This window comes from Bradyrhizobium sp., from assembly GCF_019244115.1.
Classification (GTDB): Bacteria; Pseudomonadota; Alphaproteobacteria; order Rhizobiales; family Xanthobacteraceae; genus Bradyrhizobium.
Genome location: NZ_JAFATE010000294.1, coordinates 1 through 13,582 on the forward strand (window position 1 = coordinate 1; position 13,582 = coordinate 13,582).

General features: G+C 63.6%; 12 protein-coding genes and 1 pseudogene. 7 read left to right on the forward strand and 6 right to left on the reverse strand.

What is annotated here, in order from left to right; genetic code table 11:
* The 6 genes from JOZ76_RS13070 to JOZ76_RS13095 all read right to left on the reverse strand — a co-directional run.
* Nucleotides 1-194: ATP-binding cassette domain-containing protein (locus JOZ76_RS13070; protein WP_291699043.1), on the reverse strand; the 194-nt coding region annotated here is incomplete at its 3' end.
* Entirely contained in the window at nt 148-2,217 is a 2,070-nt protein-coding gene (locus tag JOZ76_RS13075) for a branched-chain amino acid ABC transporter ATP-binding protein/permease (protein WP_291699044.1), read from the reverse strand. The genes JOZ76_RS13075 and JOZ76_RS13070, both read right to left, overlap by 47 nt.
* A gap of 12 nt (nt 2,218-2,229) precedes the next feature.
* Nucleotides 2,230-3,159 (reverse strand): branched-chain amino acid ABC transporter permease, encoded by a 930-nt coding sequence (locus tag JOZ76_RS13080; RefSeq protein ID WP_291699045.1) that lies wholly within the window; start codon nt 3,157-3,159, stop codon nt 2,230-2,232.
* 38 nt (nt 3,160-3,197) lie between these two features.
* Nucleotides 3,198-4,448, reverse strand: a complete 1,251-nt coding sequence (locus tag JOZ76_RS13085) for a branched-chain amino acid ABC transporter substrate-binding protein (protein ID WP_291699046.1) — start codon at nt 4,446-4,448, stop codon at nt 3,198-3,200.
* Nucleotides 4,449-4,893: 445 nt separating this feature from the next.
* On the reverse strand, nt 4,894-5,055 hold the full coding sequence (locus JOZ76_RS13090) for a hypothetical protein (RefSeq protein WP_291699047.1): 162 nt from the start codon (nt 5,053-5,055) through the stop codon (nt 4,894-4,896).
* 228 nt (nt 5,056-5,283) lie between these two features.
* Nucleotides 5,284-6,474 (reverse strand): CaiB/BaiF CoA transferase family protein, encoded by a 1,191-nt coding sequence (locus tag JOZ76_RS13095; protein ID WP_291699048.1) that lies wholly within the window; start codon nt 6,472-6,474, stop codon nt 5,284-5,286.
* A gap of 272 nt (nt 6,475-6,746) precedes the next feature.
* Here JOZ76_RS13095 and JOZ76_RS13100 point away from each other — a divergent pair, with 272 nt between their 5' ends.
* The 7 genes and pseudogenes from JOZ76_RS13100 to JOZ76_RS13130 form a co-directional block, all read left to right on the forward strand.
* A complete protein-coding gene (locus JOZ76_RS13100; protein ID WP_291699049.1) occupies nt 6,747-7,808 on the forward strand; it encodes a Gfo/Idh/MocA family protein in 1,062 nt (353 codons plus the stop codon).
* Nucleotides 7,805-8,269 carry an acyltransferase gene (locus JOZ76_RS13105; protein ID WP_291699050.1) on the forward strand — a complete coding sequence of 155 codons (465 nt, stop codon included), beginning with the start codon at nt 7,805-7,807 and terminating at the stop codon, nt 8,267-8,269. Before JOZ76_RS13100 ends, JOZ76_RS13105 begins: the two co-directional genes overlap by 4 nt.
* 12 nt (nt 8,270-8,281) lie before the next feature.
* Entirely contained in the window at nt 8,282-9,382 is a 1,101-nt protein-coding gene (locus tag JOZ76_RS13110) for a DegT/DnrJ/EryC1/StrS family aminotransferase (protein ID WP_291699051.1), read from the forward strand.
* Nucleotides 9,383-9,420: 38 nt separating this feature from the next.
* Nucleotides 9,421-10,953 carry a lipopolysaccharide biosynthesis protein gene (locus JOZ76_RS13115; RefSeq protein WP_291699052.1) on the forward strand — a complete coding sequence of 511 codons (1,533 nt, stop codon included), beginning with the start codon at nt 9,421-9,423 and terminating at the stop codon, nt 10,951-10,953.
* A gap of 13 nt (nt 10,954-10,966) precedes the next feature.
* A complete protein-coding gene (gene asnB / locus JOZ76_RS13120; RefSeq protein WP_291699053.1) occupies nt 10,967-12,802 on the forward strand; it encodes an asparagine synthase (glutamine-hydrolyzing) in 1,836 nt (611 codons plus the stop codon).
* A gap of 1 nt (nt 12,803) precedes the next feature.
* The gene (locus JOZ76_RS13125) at nt 12,804-13,373 is read left to right on the forward strand and encodes an acyltransferase (RefSeq protein ID WP_291699054.1); all 570 of its coding nucleotides are present in this window, start codon (nt 12,804-12,806) and stop codon (nt 13,371-13,373) included.
* Nucleotides 13,374-13,401: 28 nt separating this feature from the next.
* Nucleotides 13,402-13,582: pseudogene (locus JOZ76_RS13130) on the forward strand (glycosyltransferase family 1 protein); the annotation flags it as partial.

The following is a 13,582-nucleotide window of genomic DNA, read 5'->3' on the forward strand; positions in this document are numbered from 1 at the left end:
GTCACGATGCCGAGGATCGTCTTCATGGTGGTGGATTTTCCGGAGGCATTGCCGCCGAGCAGGCAGACGATTTCGCCAGCGCCGACGCGATAGTCGACGCTCTTCAGGACGTGAAGCTCGCCGTAGTAGGTGTTGACGTCCTCAAACTCAAGAAGCGGCGGCGGCCGCTGCGACGGCGTCTGTTGTTCGTCCAAGATAGGCACGCAGCACGTCCTTGTTGGAATGAACCTGTTTGGGCGTGCCCTCGGCGATCTTCTCGCCGTGATCGAGCACGATCACCTTGTCCGCGATTTCGTTGACCACGTTGAGCTTGTGCTCGATCAAAAGGATCGTGACGCCGCGTTCGCGCAGCTGCCGGATCTGGTCGGTCAGCTCCAGCGTCTCCGTCGGATTCATGCCGGCCGTCGGCTCGTCGAGCAGCAGCAGCACCGGCTCGGACACCAGCGCCCGCGCGATCTCCAGCCGCCGCCGGTTGGCGTAGGACAAGGAGAAGGCGAGGTGCTGCAGGCGCGGCATGAGGCGGTTGCCGAAAATGCTCAATATGTCGAGCGCGCGGGCGTTTGCCGCCGCCTCTTCGCGCTTCACGCGCGGCAGCCGCAGCACGGCGCCGACCGCTCCGGTCGAGGTGCGCGCATGTGCGCCGACGAGCGCATTCTCGAGCAGCGTCATGTTGGCGAACAGGCGCAGGTTCTGGAAGGTGCGCGCAATCCCCTTCTCGACGATCACGTGCGGCTTCAATCCGGTAATGTCCTTGCCGGCGAGCAGGACCCGGCCGCCACTCGGTTCGATCAGCCCGGTGATCAGATTGAAGAACGTCGTCTTGCCGGAGCCGTTCGGTCCGATGATGCCGACGATCGAACCCGGCATGACCTTGAGATCGACGCCGCTCACGGCCTTGATGCCGCCGAACGCCTTCGCAAGTTCCTTGGTCTCGAGCAGCGGCTTGGCCGGATCGATCGTTTGCCGGTGCAGCGGAGCAAGTCTCGCATCGACCGAGCGTCGCAACGGCATCGCACTCTGCTGCTCATGGCTCAGCGCCGTCACCGCGGCGCGCTCGGGAATGAGCCCCTGGCGGCGATAGAGCATCATGACGACGAGAATGATGCCGAAGATCAGTTCGATCGACTGCACCAGATCGACCTTTTCCAGAATGGCGATGCCGGTCCAGTCACCGAGGGCGTGGATCCATTGCGTCAGGTCCTGCAGGAACCAGGATTGCAGGAGCTGCAGGATCAGCGCGCCGACCACGACGCCGGCGACGCTGCCCATGCCGCCGAGCACGATCATGACCAGGATCATCACCGAGACCGGAAACATGAACATCTCCGGCGAGGCCGTCTGCAGCTTGGCTACATAGAACGTGCCGGTGACGCCGGCAAAACCCGCGCCGATGGCAAAGGCGAGCAGCTTGAGCTTGGTCCGGCTCACCCCCATGGCCTCGGCAGCGATCTCGTCCTCACGGATGGCGAGCCACGCGCGGCCGATGCGCGAATGTTTCAGCCGCGCGCTGATGAAGATCATGAGCACGATCAGCGCGAGCCCGAGATAATAATAGGGCGTCGACATCACGCCAAAACTGTAACCGAACAGTTTTGGCGTCGCGACGCCGCTGAGGCCTTGCGCACCATTGGTGATGGAGGGGGTGTTGCGCGCCACGATCGGCACGATCTCGCCAAAACCAAGCGTCACGATGGCGAGATAATCGCCCTTGAGGCGGAGCGTCGGTGCGCCGAATAGGACGCCAAAGAAAGCGGCGACCAGGGCCGCAATCGGCAGCATCAGCCAGAACGAGACGTCGAAATGGACGGTGCCGGCGCCGCCGCCGGCGTCGAGATGCTGCACCAGGCCGAGCCACTGGAAGGGCTCCCAAAAACTGCTCCATGGCGGCTGGATTTGATAGGAGGCAAGCGCGCCATAGGTGTAGGCGCCGATCGCGAAAAACGCGGCATAGCCGAGATCGAGCAGGCCGGCAAAGCCGACGACGATGTTGAGCCCGAGCGCCAGCATGGCAAAGGCGACCGCATTCGCCGCCGCGTCGATGTCGCCCTCATTGCGGTCGAGATAAGGGAACGCGAGCGCCGCCATCAGGATGAGGACGAGCAGATAGGGCCGGAACCGCTCGCTCGTTGCCCGATCGCGGATCGCCGGGATCCAGCTTGCTGCGCGTCCGATGGCGGGGGAGGCGACGTCTTGCACCGGTTTGACCTGGTCCGACACGCCGCCCTCGCTTTACGATTTGGTCGGGGCCGCGCGGCCGAGCAGCCCCGACGGTCGAAAGACCAGCACCAGCACCAGCAGCGAAAAGATGATGACATCGGTCCAGCGCACGGCGATGTACTGGCCGCCAAGGGATTCGATCAGCCCGATCAGGACGCCGCCGAGCATGGCGCCGGGGATGTTGCCGATGCCGCCGAGCACCGCCGCCGTAAAAGCTCTGAGGCCTGCAGTGTAGCCGATCAGGTAGCTCGTATAATTGTAGTAGAGCCCGAAAATCAGCCCGGCCGCGCCGGCGAGCGCCGAGCCGAGGAAAAAGGTGAGGATGACGACGCGGTCGACGTCGATGCCGACCATGCGCGCCGCCTCCTGATCCTGCGCCATCGCCTGCATCGCCTTGCCCATCTTGGTGCGGCGGACGAAGTAATTGAGCGCCACCATGAGGAGGAGCGAGATGGTCCAGAGCAGCACCTCGCGCAGGCGCAGCGTGACGCCGCCGAACGCCCAGGCGGTGTTGGGCACCGGGTTGGTGTAGTTCTTCGAGTCGGCGCCGGCGCCGAGCAGAATGATGTTGTACAGGATGTAGGACATGCCGATGGTGGTGATCATCGGCGCGGTGCCGGACACCCCGCGCAGCGGCCGCAAAGCGAGCCGCTCGATGGCGACGCCGAGCGCGCCGGACCCTAGCATCGTGATCGCAAAGGCGGCAAGGAGGATGCCGGCCAGCGGCAGCCCGTAAAGGACGTGCGACTGGCCGGCAAAGCCCATGGCCTCCAGGGTCCACATGGCGAAGAACGAACCCACCATGAAGACGTTGAAATGCGCGAAATTGATCAGCTCGATGATGCCGTAGACCATGGTGAAGCCCAGCGCGAGCAGCGCATACATCGCGCCGAGGCTGACACCATTGATCACCTGCTGCAGCAGGACATCCCAGTTGCTCATCGCCAGTCCCCTCGATCCGGCATCACGAGCTGGAAGTTTTATGACTGCGGCGCGGCTTCGAGATATTTCAGCTGATGCATGATGTCGTCCGCAGGGTATTTGTCATCGTGACGATACTGGAAGACGCTGACCGTGCGGTCAAGGATGTCGCCGTTCTGGTCGAACGACACGGTGCCCTGCAGCGTCTCGACCTTCGAGCTCTGGATCGCGTCGCGGACATTGGAGCGGTTCATCTCCTTGCCGCTCTTCGCCACTTCGGCAATCGCCGCCAGAATGACCTTCGCCCCGTCATAGGCGGTGATCGAATAGTCGTCCGGGGTCATGTGATATTTGTCCTGGAACGTCTTGACGAAATTGGCCGCAGCTGGGCTTTCGGTCAGATGCGGGCCGGCATTGGTCGCGTACCAGCCTTCGATCGCCGGGAAGCCACCACCCTTGAGGAAGCTGCCGCCCTGCACGCCGTCGCCGCCGCCCTTGATCATGGTCGGAATGGTTTCGGCCGCCTGCTTGGCGAGCTTGACGCCGGCCTGGGCCACGCCGCCATAATAGAGCGCGTCCGGGTGCAGCGCCTTGATCTTGGTGAGCGCGGTCGTGTAGTCGGCTTCCTTGGGATCGAGCTGGTCGTGGCCGAGCACCTCGATGCCGATTTTCTTCGCCTGATTTTCGAAGGCATTGGCGAGGCCTACGCCATAGGCACCGGAATCGTCGAGGATATAGACCGTCTTCACGTTGAGCTTGGCCTTGAAGTAGTTGGCCATGTTCGGCCCCTGGAAGGCATCCGTCGTCACGGTCCGGAAGTAGACCGCCTTGCCTTTGGGCCGGAACTGGCCGGCAAATTTTGGATCGGTAATATCGGGGTTGGTCGAGGACGGCGTGATCGTCGCGAGGTCCGCTTCGCTGAGGATCGGCGAGATCGCCTTGCCGCTGCCGCTCATCTGCGGTCCGACATTGGCGACGACCAGGGGATCGGAGATCAGCTTCTTGGCATTGGTGGCGGACTGGGCCGGATCATACTGGCCGGCGGTCGCCGTGCCGTCGTCATAGACGACCGGGACGATCTTGTAACCGGCAACGCCACCGGCCGCATTGGCCTCATCGATCGCGATCATGGCGCCGTTCTTGATCAGGTTGGCATCCTCGGCGTCGGCGCCGGTGAACGGCAACGTAATGCCGATCTTGACTACCTTTTGATCAGCCAATGCTGCGGCGCACCCGCCGACCGCAGCGATCGCAGCGACTGCAACCGCACCTGCATTCAAAGCACGCCGTGTGAACCGTAACGCTTTCATGGGGTTTCTCCTCCAGGTTCTGAGCGCCACACGCTCGGAGCCTATATCCGATCTGTTCCCTCGTATATGCGCTTGAGGATCGTACTCTGGTCTAAGCAACATTCAGGCCAGCCCGCGAAGCCGGACGAGCGCTGCCGCGAGTTGCGCTTGGGCGCGCGTTGAGTTGAGACCGGAGCAATTCTCGGAATGGAGAAGGAAAGACGCGCCCACTGGACTGGCTAGTCCCGCTGCAAAAGATCGGGACTATGGCTCGGTCCGGTTTTGGGTGGGGTCGTATGGGCGTGAAGAGTCCGGCTCCGGACGTTCTTCGAAGTTATGGTGAAATGCTGAGGGAGCTAATGCGAGGCTCTGGGAAAACCGGTTCTGATTCCCTGTGTGATCGCTTTGGAGATCGTGAGAGGGCAGACGCGTTGCACAGGTTCCGACGTGTGCGCCGCATCAGCCTCTAGTGGAGGGTCACGGTGCGGCGGAGGTCGGAAAAGGCGCCGCCATCATCAAGCTCATCTTCCTGGTCGAGAAGGTCGCCCATCACTTCCGAGAAGGCGGCGTTGGCCAGACGCACGAGCTCCATGGCCGCCAAGAACTCTTTCAATTCCTCTGCACTCATTGCGCCGTTCCTGCCTGCAACCCGTTCTCTTTGACTGGATGACAATACCGCGTTCTCAAAAAGGACTCAATCTGGCCAACTCTTAAGTTAGCGCGTGGTGACTTTTGGGCAACAGCAAGGCGCAATACCGTTGGTAATCGAAGGCCAAGTGCCACGCCTCATCAGTAACGGATTAGCCCCGGCAAAGTTTCAGTGCTGTCGCCTTTCGAACATGCCCGCGGCTTCCAGCTAAACCACCTTGCGTCTGTGCAACTCCGCGATCTCGTCTGCGCCAAATCCGAACTCGCCCAATACCTCGTCGGTCTGCTCGCCGAAATCGGGCGGCGGAGCCACCATCTTGCTCGGCGTCCGCGACAGCGTGACCGGCTGGCTGACGAGCTGGATGTGACGGCCTTCGGCGTTCGGCACGTCCTGCGCCATCTTCAGGTGCTGGACCTGGGCGTCGGCAAAAACCTGGTCGATCGAATAGATCGGCCCGCAGGGCACGCCGGCGGCGTTGAACTCATTGACCCAGGCTTCGGTCGATTTCTTTTCAGTCAGCGCGTTGATCGCGGCGTTCAGCGCCTTGCGGTTCTTCGAGCGGTCGGGCGCGGTCGCGTAATCTGGGTTGGTCAATAATTCCGGTGCCCCAACGGTCTGCGCAAAGCGCTCCCAGATCCGTCCGCCGGTCGTTGCGATGTTGATATAGCCGTCGGAGGTCTTGAACACGCCTGTGGGTATCGAGGTCGGATGATCGTTGCCGGCCTGCCTGGCGACCTCCTGGTCCATCAGCCAGCGTGCCGCCTGGAAATCCAGCATGAAGATCTGCGCCTGCAACAACGAGGTCTGCACCCACTGGCCCTCGCCCGACACCTCGCGCTCGAGCAGCGCCGTCAGAATGCCCATGGCGCAGAACATCCCGGCGGTAAGGTCGGCGACGGGGATGCCGACGCGCATCGGGCCCTCGCCGGGCGCGCCAGTGATCGACATCAGCCCGCCCATGCCTTGCGCGATCTGATCGAAGCCGGGGCGCTTCTGGTAGGGGCCATCCTGGCCGAAACCGGAGATGCTGCCATAGACGATGCGCGGATTGACCCTGCGCACGCTCCCATAGTCAACGCCGAGCTTGGTCTTGACGTCGGGCCGGTAGTTCTCGACCACGACGTCGGCCTTTTCGACCAGCCGCATGAAGACCTCGCGGCCCTTGGGATCCTTGAGGTTCAGCGTCATCGCCCGCTTGTTGCGGTGCAAATTCTGGAAGTCAAAACCGCGACGCGGGCCGCCCATGGTCTCGCCGCCGTCCTCCAGCAGCGCATCGATCTTGATGACGTTGGCGCCCCAATCCGCAAGCTGCCGCACGCAGGTCGGACCGGCACGCACACGGGTGAGATCGAGCACGGTGAATCGGGACAGGGCTTGCGAGGCGTGCGGAACAGGCATCAGGGGCTCCGACGGGAGTTGGGACAATCACTCATTTGATCGGCCAGATCGACAGCAAGTTCAAGTGATGATGGCGAGCGACGGGTATTCGTTGGAGTGCACACCTCCGATCAAGGGCGCAGGCCGTGATCTCGGCGGCGGAGAGGCCGACTTCCGTCGTCATTTCAAGCCTTGATTTGCTTGCATTTTTCCGAGTATGCCAACCCTCGAAACTTCCGACTGCGGTCACGGACTTTCGCTGAACTTCCGCTGCCGCGCCTTGGGGCGATGTTGTGATCAGATTCGGTCTATTGGGTTGCGGGCGCATCGCCAAGCGCCATTCCGATTTGCTTGGTGGCAACCAGATCGACGGAGCCAGGCTCGTCGCCGTCTGCGATCCCGTACGCCCGCGTGCCGATGCGCTCGCAGCGAAGTTTGGCGTGCCGGCAAGCTACGAGATCGACGACTTCCTGGCGCGCAAGGATATCGACGCGGTCTCGGTGCTGACGCCGAGCGGACTACATCCGCAGCATGTCATCGCCTGCGCCCGCGCCGGCAAGCACGTCGTGGTCGAAAAGCCGATGGCGCTCAGGTTGCAGGATGCCGACGACATGATCCGCGCCTGCGATCAGGCCGGCGTGAAACTCTTCATCGTCAAGCAGAACCGCTTCAACCTTCCGGTGGTGAAGGCGCGGGAGGCGCTGGATGCCGGCCGGTTCGGCAAGCTGGTTCTCGGCACCGTGCGTGTGCGCTGGTGCCGCGACCAGGCCTATTACGATCAGGACGCCTGGCGCGGGACCTGGGCCTATGACGGCGGCGTGCTCTCGAACCAGGCGAGCCACCACGTCGACATGCTGGAATGGTTCTTTGGCGACGTGGTCAGCGTGCACGCCCGCGCCTCGACGGCCCTCGTCAAGATCGAAACCGAGGATACCGCGGTCGCGACCCTGAAGTTCCGGAACGGCGCGCTCGGCATCATCGAGGCGACCACCGCGGCGCGGCCCACCGATCTCGAAGGCTCGCTCTCGATCCTCGGCGAGAAGGGCACGGTGGAAATCGCCGGCTTTGCCGTCAACCAGATCAGGCACTGGCGCTTTGCCGACGAGCTTCCCTCGGACAGGGAAGTGATGGAGAAATTTTCCGTCAACCCGCCGAACGTCTACGGCTTTGGTCATCAGGCCTATTACCAGCACGTGGTCGACTGTCTCGTGAATCAGCGCTCCGCGCTGGTCGATGGCCTGGAGGGCCGCAAGAGCCTGGAACTGATCTCGGCGCTCTATGAATCGATCGAGACCGGCGCGGAGGTGCGGCTGCATTTCGAGCCGCGGCTGTGCCGGCTGGGCATCGTGTCGTGACGGCGCCGGAATTTCATCAGTCAGGCATCCGTGATGTCGACTTTGGCGCGCGCGTAAAAGTGGTCGAGCCCTGCAACCTCTATGGCTGCAGGATCGGAGATGACTGTTTTGTCGGCCCGTTCACCGAGATCCAGAAGGGCGCCGTGATCGGCGCACGCTCGCGCGTGCAGTCGCACGCCTTCATCTGCGAACTCGTGAGCATCGGCGAGGATTGCTTTATCGGTCATGGCGTGATGTTCATCAACGACACCTTTGCAAGCGGCGGACCCGCGCGCGGACGCAAGGACCTCTGGCGCGAGACCGTGATCGGCAATCGCGTCTCGATCGGCTCCAATGCGACGATCATGCCGGTGCGCATTGCGGACGACGTCGTGATCGGAGCAGGGGCCGTGGTGACCAAGGACATCACCGCGGCCGGCACCTATGCAGGCAATCCGGCGCGCCGGCTCCGCGGGACGTAGGAAGGACAATCGATGGGCGTGCCGTTCGCGGACCTGCAGCTGCAGTACCAAAACATCAAGGGCGAGATCGATGGCGCGATCGCCGCGGTCATCCGCGACAATGCCTTCATCCGCGGACCCTATGTCGATGCCTTCGAGCGCGAATTTGCCGATGTTGCGGAAGCAAAACATTGCATTTCCTGCGCCAACGGAACCGACGCGCTCTATCTCGCCATGGCCGCGCTCAAGGTGAAGCCGGGCGACGAGGTGATCACCACGGCGCATTCCTGGATCTCGACATCGGCGATGATCACGCATGCCGGCGCGACGCCGGTGTTCTGCGACACCGACGGGGTGACTTTCACTATCGATCCTCGCGCCATCGAAGCCGCGATCACACCGCGAACCGTCGGCATCATCCCGGTGCATTTCTACGGACAGCCGGCGGACATGGACGCGATCATGGCGATTGCCGCCAAGCACAAGCTCTGGGTGATCGAGGATTGCGCGCAGGCGCATCTGGCGCGCTACAAGGGCAGGCAGGTCGGCAGTTTTGGTGTGGCCGCGACCTATTCGTTCTATCCCGGGAAGAATTTGGGGGCGATGGGCGATGCCGGCGCCATTGTCACAAATGATGATGGTATTGCCGAGCACATGACCATGCTGGCGCGGCACGGTGGTCTCATCAAGCACCAGCACCAGATCGAGGGCATCAATTCCCGGCTGGACGGGCTGCAGGCGGCGATCCTCTCGGCAAAACTGCCGCATCTTCCCGCCTGGACCAGGGCGCGCCAGGAGGCCGCAAACGTCTACGACGCCGGCCTCAACCAGATCGAGGATGTGACGGTGCCGGAGGTCGCGTCCGGCCGCAGCCACGTCTATCATCTCTACACGATCCGTCATCCGCGCCGCGATACGCTCGCCGCGCATCTGAGCGCCAACGGGGTCCAGACCGCGGTCTACTACCCGACCGTGCTGCCGCTGTTGCCGGCGTACAGCCGCTTCCAGCATCGTCCCGAGGACTTTCCGAACGCGGCCGGCGACCAGGGCAAAATCCTGTCGCTGCCGATGTTCGCGGAGATCACGGCCGACCAGCAGGCACAGGTGATCGATCTGATCAAGGCGTTTCATTAGTCCGGAGTTTTTTCATCATCCGGGGCTCGTCGATCGGCATGGCGGACAAGACGACCAGTGCGCGTCTCCTCACCAATTCTGCATTCAATGCCAGCGCCTTCGTCGTGGCGGCGGCCCTCAACATCCTGGTCATTCCCTTCGTCATCCGCCATCTGGGCCTTTCCGCATTTGGCATTGCCGGCCTCGTCGCGGCCTGCATCGCACCGGCGATGATCTTCTCGGCGCCGCTCGGCCTGTCGGCCGCGCGTGCGTTCGCCATGCGCCTCGATCCGGATCGACAGGGCGAAGCGCGCCGCTATTTCGCCTCTGCGCTGTTTTTGGCACTGACGATCGGCGGCACGATTGCCATCGTGCTCGGCCTTGGCGGACCCAAGCTGGCGCGCACCGCATTCAACCTGCAGCAGGGCGATCTCGGCCCTGCCTTCGCGTTTGCTGCATTCGGCTGGCTCTGCCAATGCTTTTCGGCGGTGTTCCTCTCATTGCTAACCGCGCGCCAGGACTACGGCAGCATCGCCTCGCTCAATGTCGGCGGTACGGTCGTTGCGACGGCGGCGACATTCGTCATGGTTCCGATGTTGCCGCAGGCGTCGACCTATCTCGCCTGCCAGGCGCTGGGCGCGATGGCTGCGCTTGCCGGCGCGTCGGCGCTGTCGCTGCGGCTTTGCAGGGGATGGCTGAGCGCGCCGGCGTTTCATCGCACTGAGGCGCGGGATCTTGCAAGGTTCGGATCGTGGCAGCTGGTCGCACAGGGCGGGGGCCTGATCGCGGCGCAGGCAGATCGCTATCTGCTCGGCGCGTTGCTGCCGCCGGAATTCGTCGGATTCTATGTCGTTGCGCAGAGACTTGAGGAGGCCATCTATATCGGCGTGCTGAAGATCGGCGAAATCCTGTTTCCTTTTTTCAGCGCGCTGCAGACCGAGGCGCGGGATCGCCGGGTCGATCTTTTGTTGCGTGCGTCGTGGATGCTCAATCTGCTTGCGGCCTCTGCGCTCGGCGCCATCATCCCGGCCGCCGGACCGGTGCTTTATCTGTGGACGGGCCCGCATGTTGCCGCCGAGGCCGAGCTGACGCTGGTGACGCTCTCGGTCGCGGGCATCCTCGGCTGCGGCGTCAACGCCTTGATGTTCTACCTGCTGGCGGAGGGGCGGTCCCGCGCCAATGCGATCATCGCCTTCGTGACGGCCGTGGTCACGCTTGCAACCAGCGCGCTGGCGCTGCCGGCCTTCGGCTGGCCGGCAGCGGGCTGGAGCGCCTGCGCGGGCATGCTCGCGCAGATCGTCACCGTGTTTGCGCTTCTCGGCAGCAGCTTCGATCGGGCGGCAGGCTGGCCGCGGATCTTCCATTTCGTGCTGCAGCCGCTACTCATCGGCATCGCCGCCGCGCTCGTGCTGCAGCAGGTCGTGAATGCGTTGATTCCGGGCTCCGTCTTGCCCTGGTGGATGGTCGGGGGTCTCTACGGCGCGGCCGTGGTCGCGATATCAGCGGCTGTGGTTGCGGTGTCGCTCCTGGGGCGTTATGGAAAGACCTGCGCCCGCGACCTGCAATCGGTCTGGCGGCGGGTTCTCCGTTGAGAGCAAAATAATCGTGTGCGGGATCGCAGGCATCGTCAATTTCGGGGGCAACGCGGTTGCGCGCGAGGACATCGCGCGCATCACCGATCTGCTGGCACATCGCGGTCCGGATGGCGACGGTTTCTGGTTCAGCGCGGATCGCAGTGCGGCCCTCGGCCATCGCCGGCTCGCGATCATAGATCCCACCGCGCGCGCCGACCAGCCGATGCTCTCGGCCGATGGCCGCCATGCGATGGTCTATAACGGCGAGATCTACAATTTCCTCGAGCTTCGGCAGGAGCTCGAGACGAAGGGCGCGGTGTTTCGCACCCAGTCCGACAGCGAAGTCATCCTCGCCGCCTGGCGCGAATGGCGCGAAGACATGCTGCTGCGCTTCAACGGCATGTGGGCGCTGGCGATCTACGACACTGAAAGCGGAGACCTGTTCCTGGCGCGGGATCGCTTCGGCATCAAGCCGCTGCTTTATGCGTCAACCCCTGTGCGGTTCGTGTTTGCCTCGGAGCAGCGCGCGCTGGTCCGCAGCAGACTGTTCGACGCAAGTCTTGATGTCGAGGTCGCACGACGGCTGCTGCTTGATCCCTTCGGCATCGAGGGCAGCGAGCGGACGCTGTGCGCGCAGGTCCGGCGTCTGCAGGCGGGATACTGCCTGTGGCTGCGCCGCGGCCGGATCGCGTTGCGGCGCTGGTGGCGAACGACGGACCATCTGCCCGAGGTGCCGCATGATGAGGCCGCACGCGTCGAAGCGTTCCGCGCGCTGTTCGCCGATGCCGTGGCGCTTCGGATGCGCAGTGACGTGCCGATTGGAACCTGCCTGTCCGGCGGCTTCGATTCCTCCGCGGTCGTGTGCGCCATGGCGAGCCATCAGCGGGCGGGCCTCGGTCCGCGCGATTCGACGTCCTGGCGTCATGCGTTCGTCGCAAGCTTCCCCGGCGCTGTTAACGATGAGCGGCCGATGGCCGAAGAGGCCGCCGCATGGGCCGGCGTTACGCCGACCATTTTGCCGATCGGCCAGCGCGATGCGCTCGAAGACCTCGAGCGGATCCTGGACGACAATGACGATGTCTATATCGGCCTGCCCAGCGCCGCCTGGCTGATCTATCGCGAGCTGCGGCGGCACCGCATCCCGGTGTCGCTCGACGGCCACGGCGCGGACGAATTGATGGGCGCCTACTACCAGGATGGCGAAGGCGCTGCCTTTCAACTCAAAAACTGGCTTGCGGCCGCCACGTCGCGTTCGCGCCTGGCGAGGCGGGGTGCGGATGTCGCCCGCGCCGCCGTCCTGCGCGCAAAAGGCCGGTCGTTCCTGCGCGGCGGACTGGCGGATCTGCCGCGCCCGTTCGACCTCGTCGCCGACGAGGACGAGCTGCCACGCGCATGGAGGCCCCTGAACCGGCGCCTGTACCGCATGTTTCACTCCACGGTGCTGCCGACCATTTTGCGCAATTTCGACCGCATCTCGATGGCGCACGGCATCGAGGTCCGCATGCCGTTCATGGATTGGCGCCTCGTCACCTACACGATGGCCTTGCCCGCGGAGAGCAAGGCCTCGGGCGGCTACACGAAAATGATCGCGCGGCGCGCGATGGAGGGCGGGATGCCGGAAAACATCCGCATGGGCCGGCGCAAGGTCGGCTTTAATTCGCCGATGCCCGAATGGCTGAACGGGCCGCTTGCGGATTGGAGCAGGCGCCTGTTGGACAGGAAGGTGCCGGCCTTTGCCGAATTGGTCGATGAGACGAGGCTGCTGAACGCAGTCCAAAGCCTGTCGGCAAGCAAGACATGGGACTGGGACGCGGTCGGACGGATATGGCCGTATCTGAACATGAAATGGATGATGGCGGGATTCTGAGATGCTCAACCGTTGGATCGCATGGCTCGATTCGATGCTGGGCTGGAAACTCCGCCGCCGGGGCGTCGTCACGGTCGGGCAGGGCGCGACGCTGGTCTGGCGGCGCCTCAATCGCGCCGCGGGCAATCGGCTTGCGATCGGCGATCATTCGATCATCCAGTCCAATATTCGCTTCGAGGACAGCGGCGGATCGGTGCGGATCGGCGACCGGACCTTCATCGGAAAGAGCGATCTCGTGTGCTACCGGAGCATCGACATCGGCAATGACGTGATCATGTCCTGGGGCATCACGATCATCGATCATGACTCCCATAATGCCGATTGGCAGCTCCGCAAAAATGACGTTCTGCAATGGGGCAAGGGTCGCAAGGACTGGACGCATGTGCCGCATGCGCCGGTCGTCATCGCGGACAAGGTGTGGATCGGCTTCAACGCCAGCATTTTGAAGGGCGTGACGATCGGCGAGGGGGCAGTGGTCGGGGCGTGCTCCGTAGTCACGCGCGACGTTGCGCCGTTTTCGGTGGTGGCTGGAAATCCAGCCCGGCCGATCCGAACGCTGTCGGTTGCGTGAAGCGCGGCCGACGGGAGCAGCGCGAACCATGCGTCTTTTCCAGAATGGCGGCCTCTATCCATCCTATCTGCCGCGCCTGAATGCGCTGGCGCGCGGGGCTTCGGGGTTCGAGGCGCGGCGCCGCGCCTTTCTCGACGACCGGTTCGGCGCGCTGCATTTCCTCGCGCCGGTGCTGGAGGGTGATGCGCAGGCCTTCTTTACCAACGCCG

What these genes read in the sequence shown, in the direction of transcription:
- JOZ76_RS13080 (WP_291699045.1), bottom strand. Translation starts at nt 3,159, where the DNA reads ATGAGCAACTGGGATGTCCTGCTGCAGCAGGTGATCAATGGTGTCAGC.
- JOZ76_RS13085 (WP_291699046.1), bottom strand. Translation starts at nt 4,448, where the DNA reads ATGAAAGCGTTACGGTTCACACGGCGTGCTTTGAATGCAGGTGCGGTT.
- JOZ76_RS13090 (WP_291699047.1), bottom strand. Translation starts at nt 5,055, where the DNA reads ATGAGTGCAGAGGAATTGAAAGAGTTCTTGGCGGCCATGGAGCTCGTG.
- JOZ76_RS13095 (WP_291699048.1), bottom strand. Translation starts at nt 6,474, where the DNA reads ATGCCTGTTCCGCACGCCTCGCAAGCCCTGTCCCGATTCACCGTGCTC.
- JOZ76_RS13110 (WP_291699051.1), top strand. Translation starts at nt 8,282, where the DNA reads ATGGGCGTGCCGTTCGCGGACCTGCAGCTGCAGTACCAAAACATCAAG.
- JOZ76_RS13115 (WP_291699052.1), top strand. Translation starts at nt 9,421, where the DNA reads ATGGCGGACAAGACGACCAGTGCGCGTCTCCTCACCAATTCTGCATTC.
- JOZ76_RS13125 (WP_291699054.1), top strand. Translation starts at nt 12,804, where the DNA reads ATGCTCAACCGTTGGATCGCATGGCTCGATTCGATGCTGGGCTGGAAA.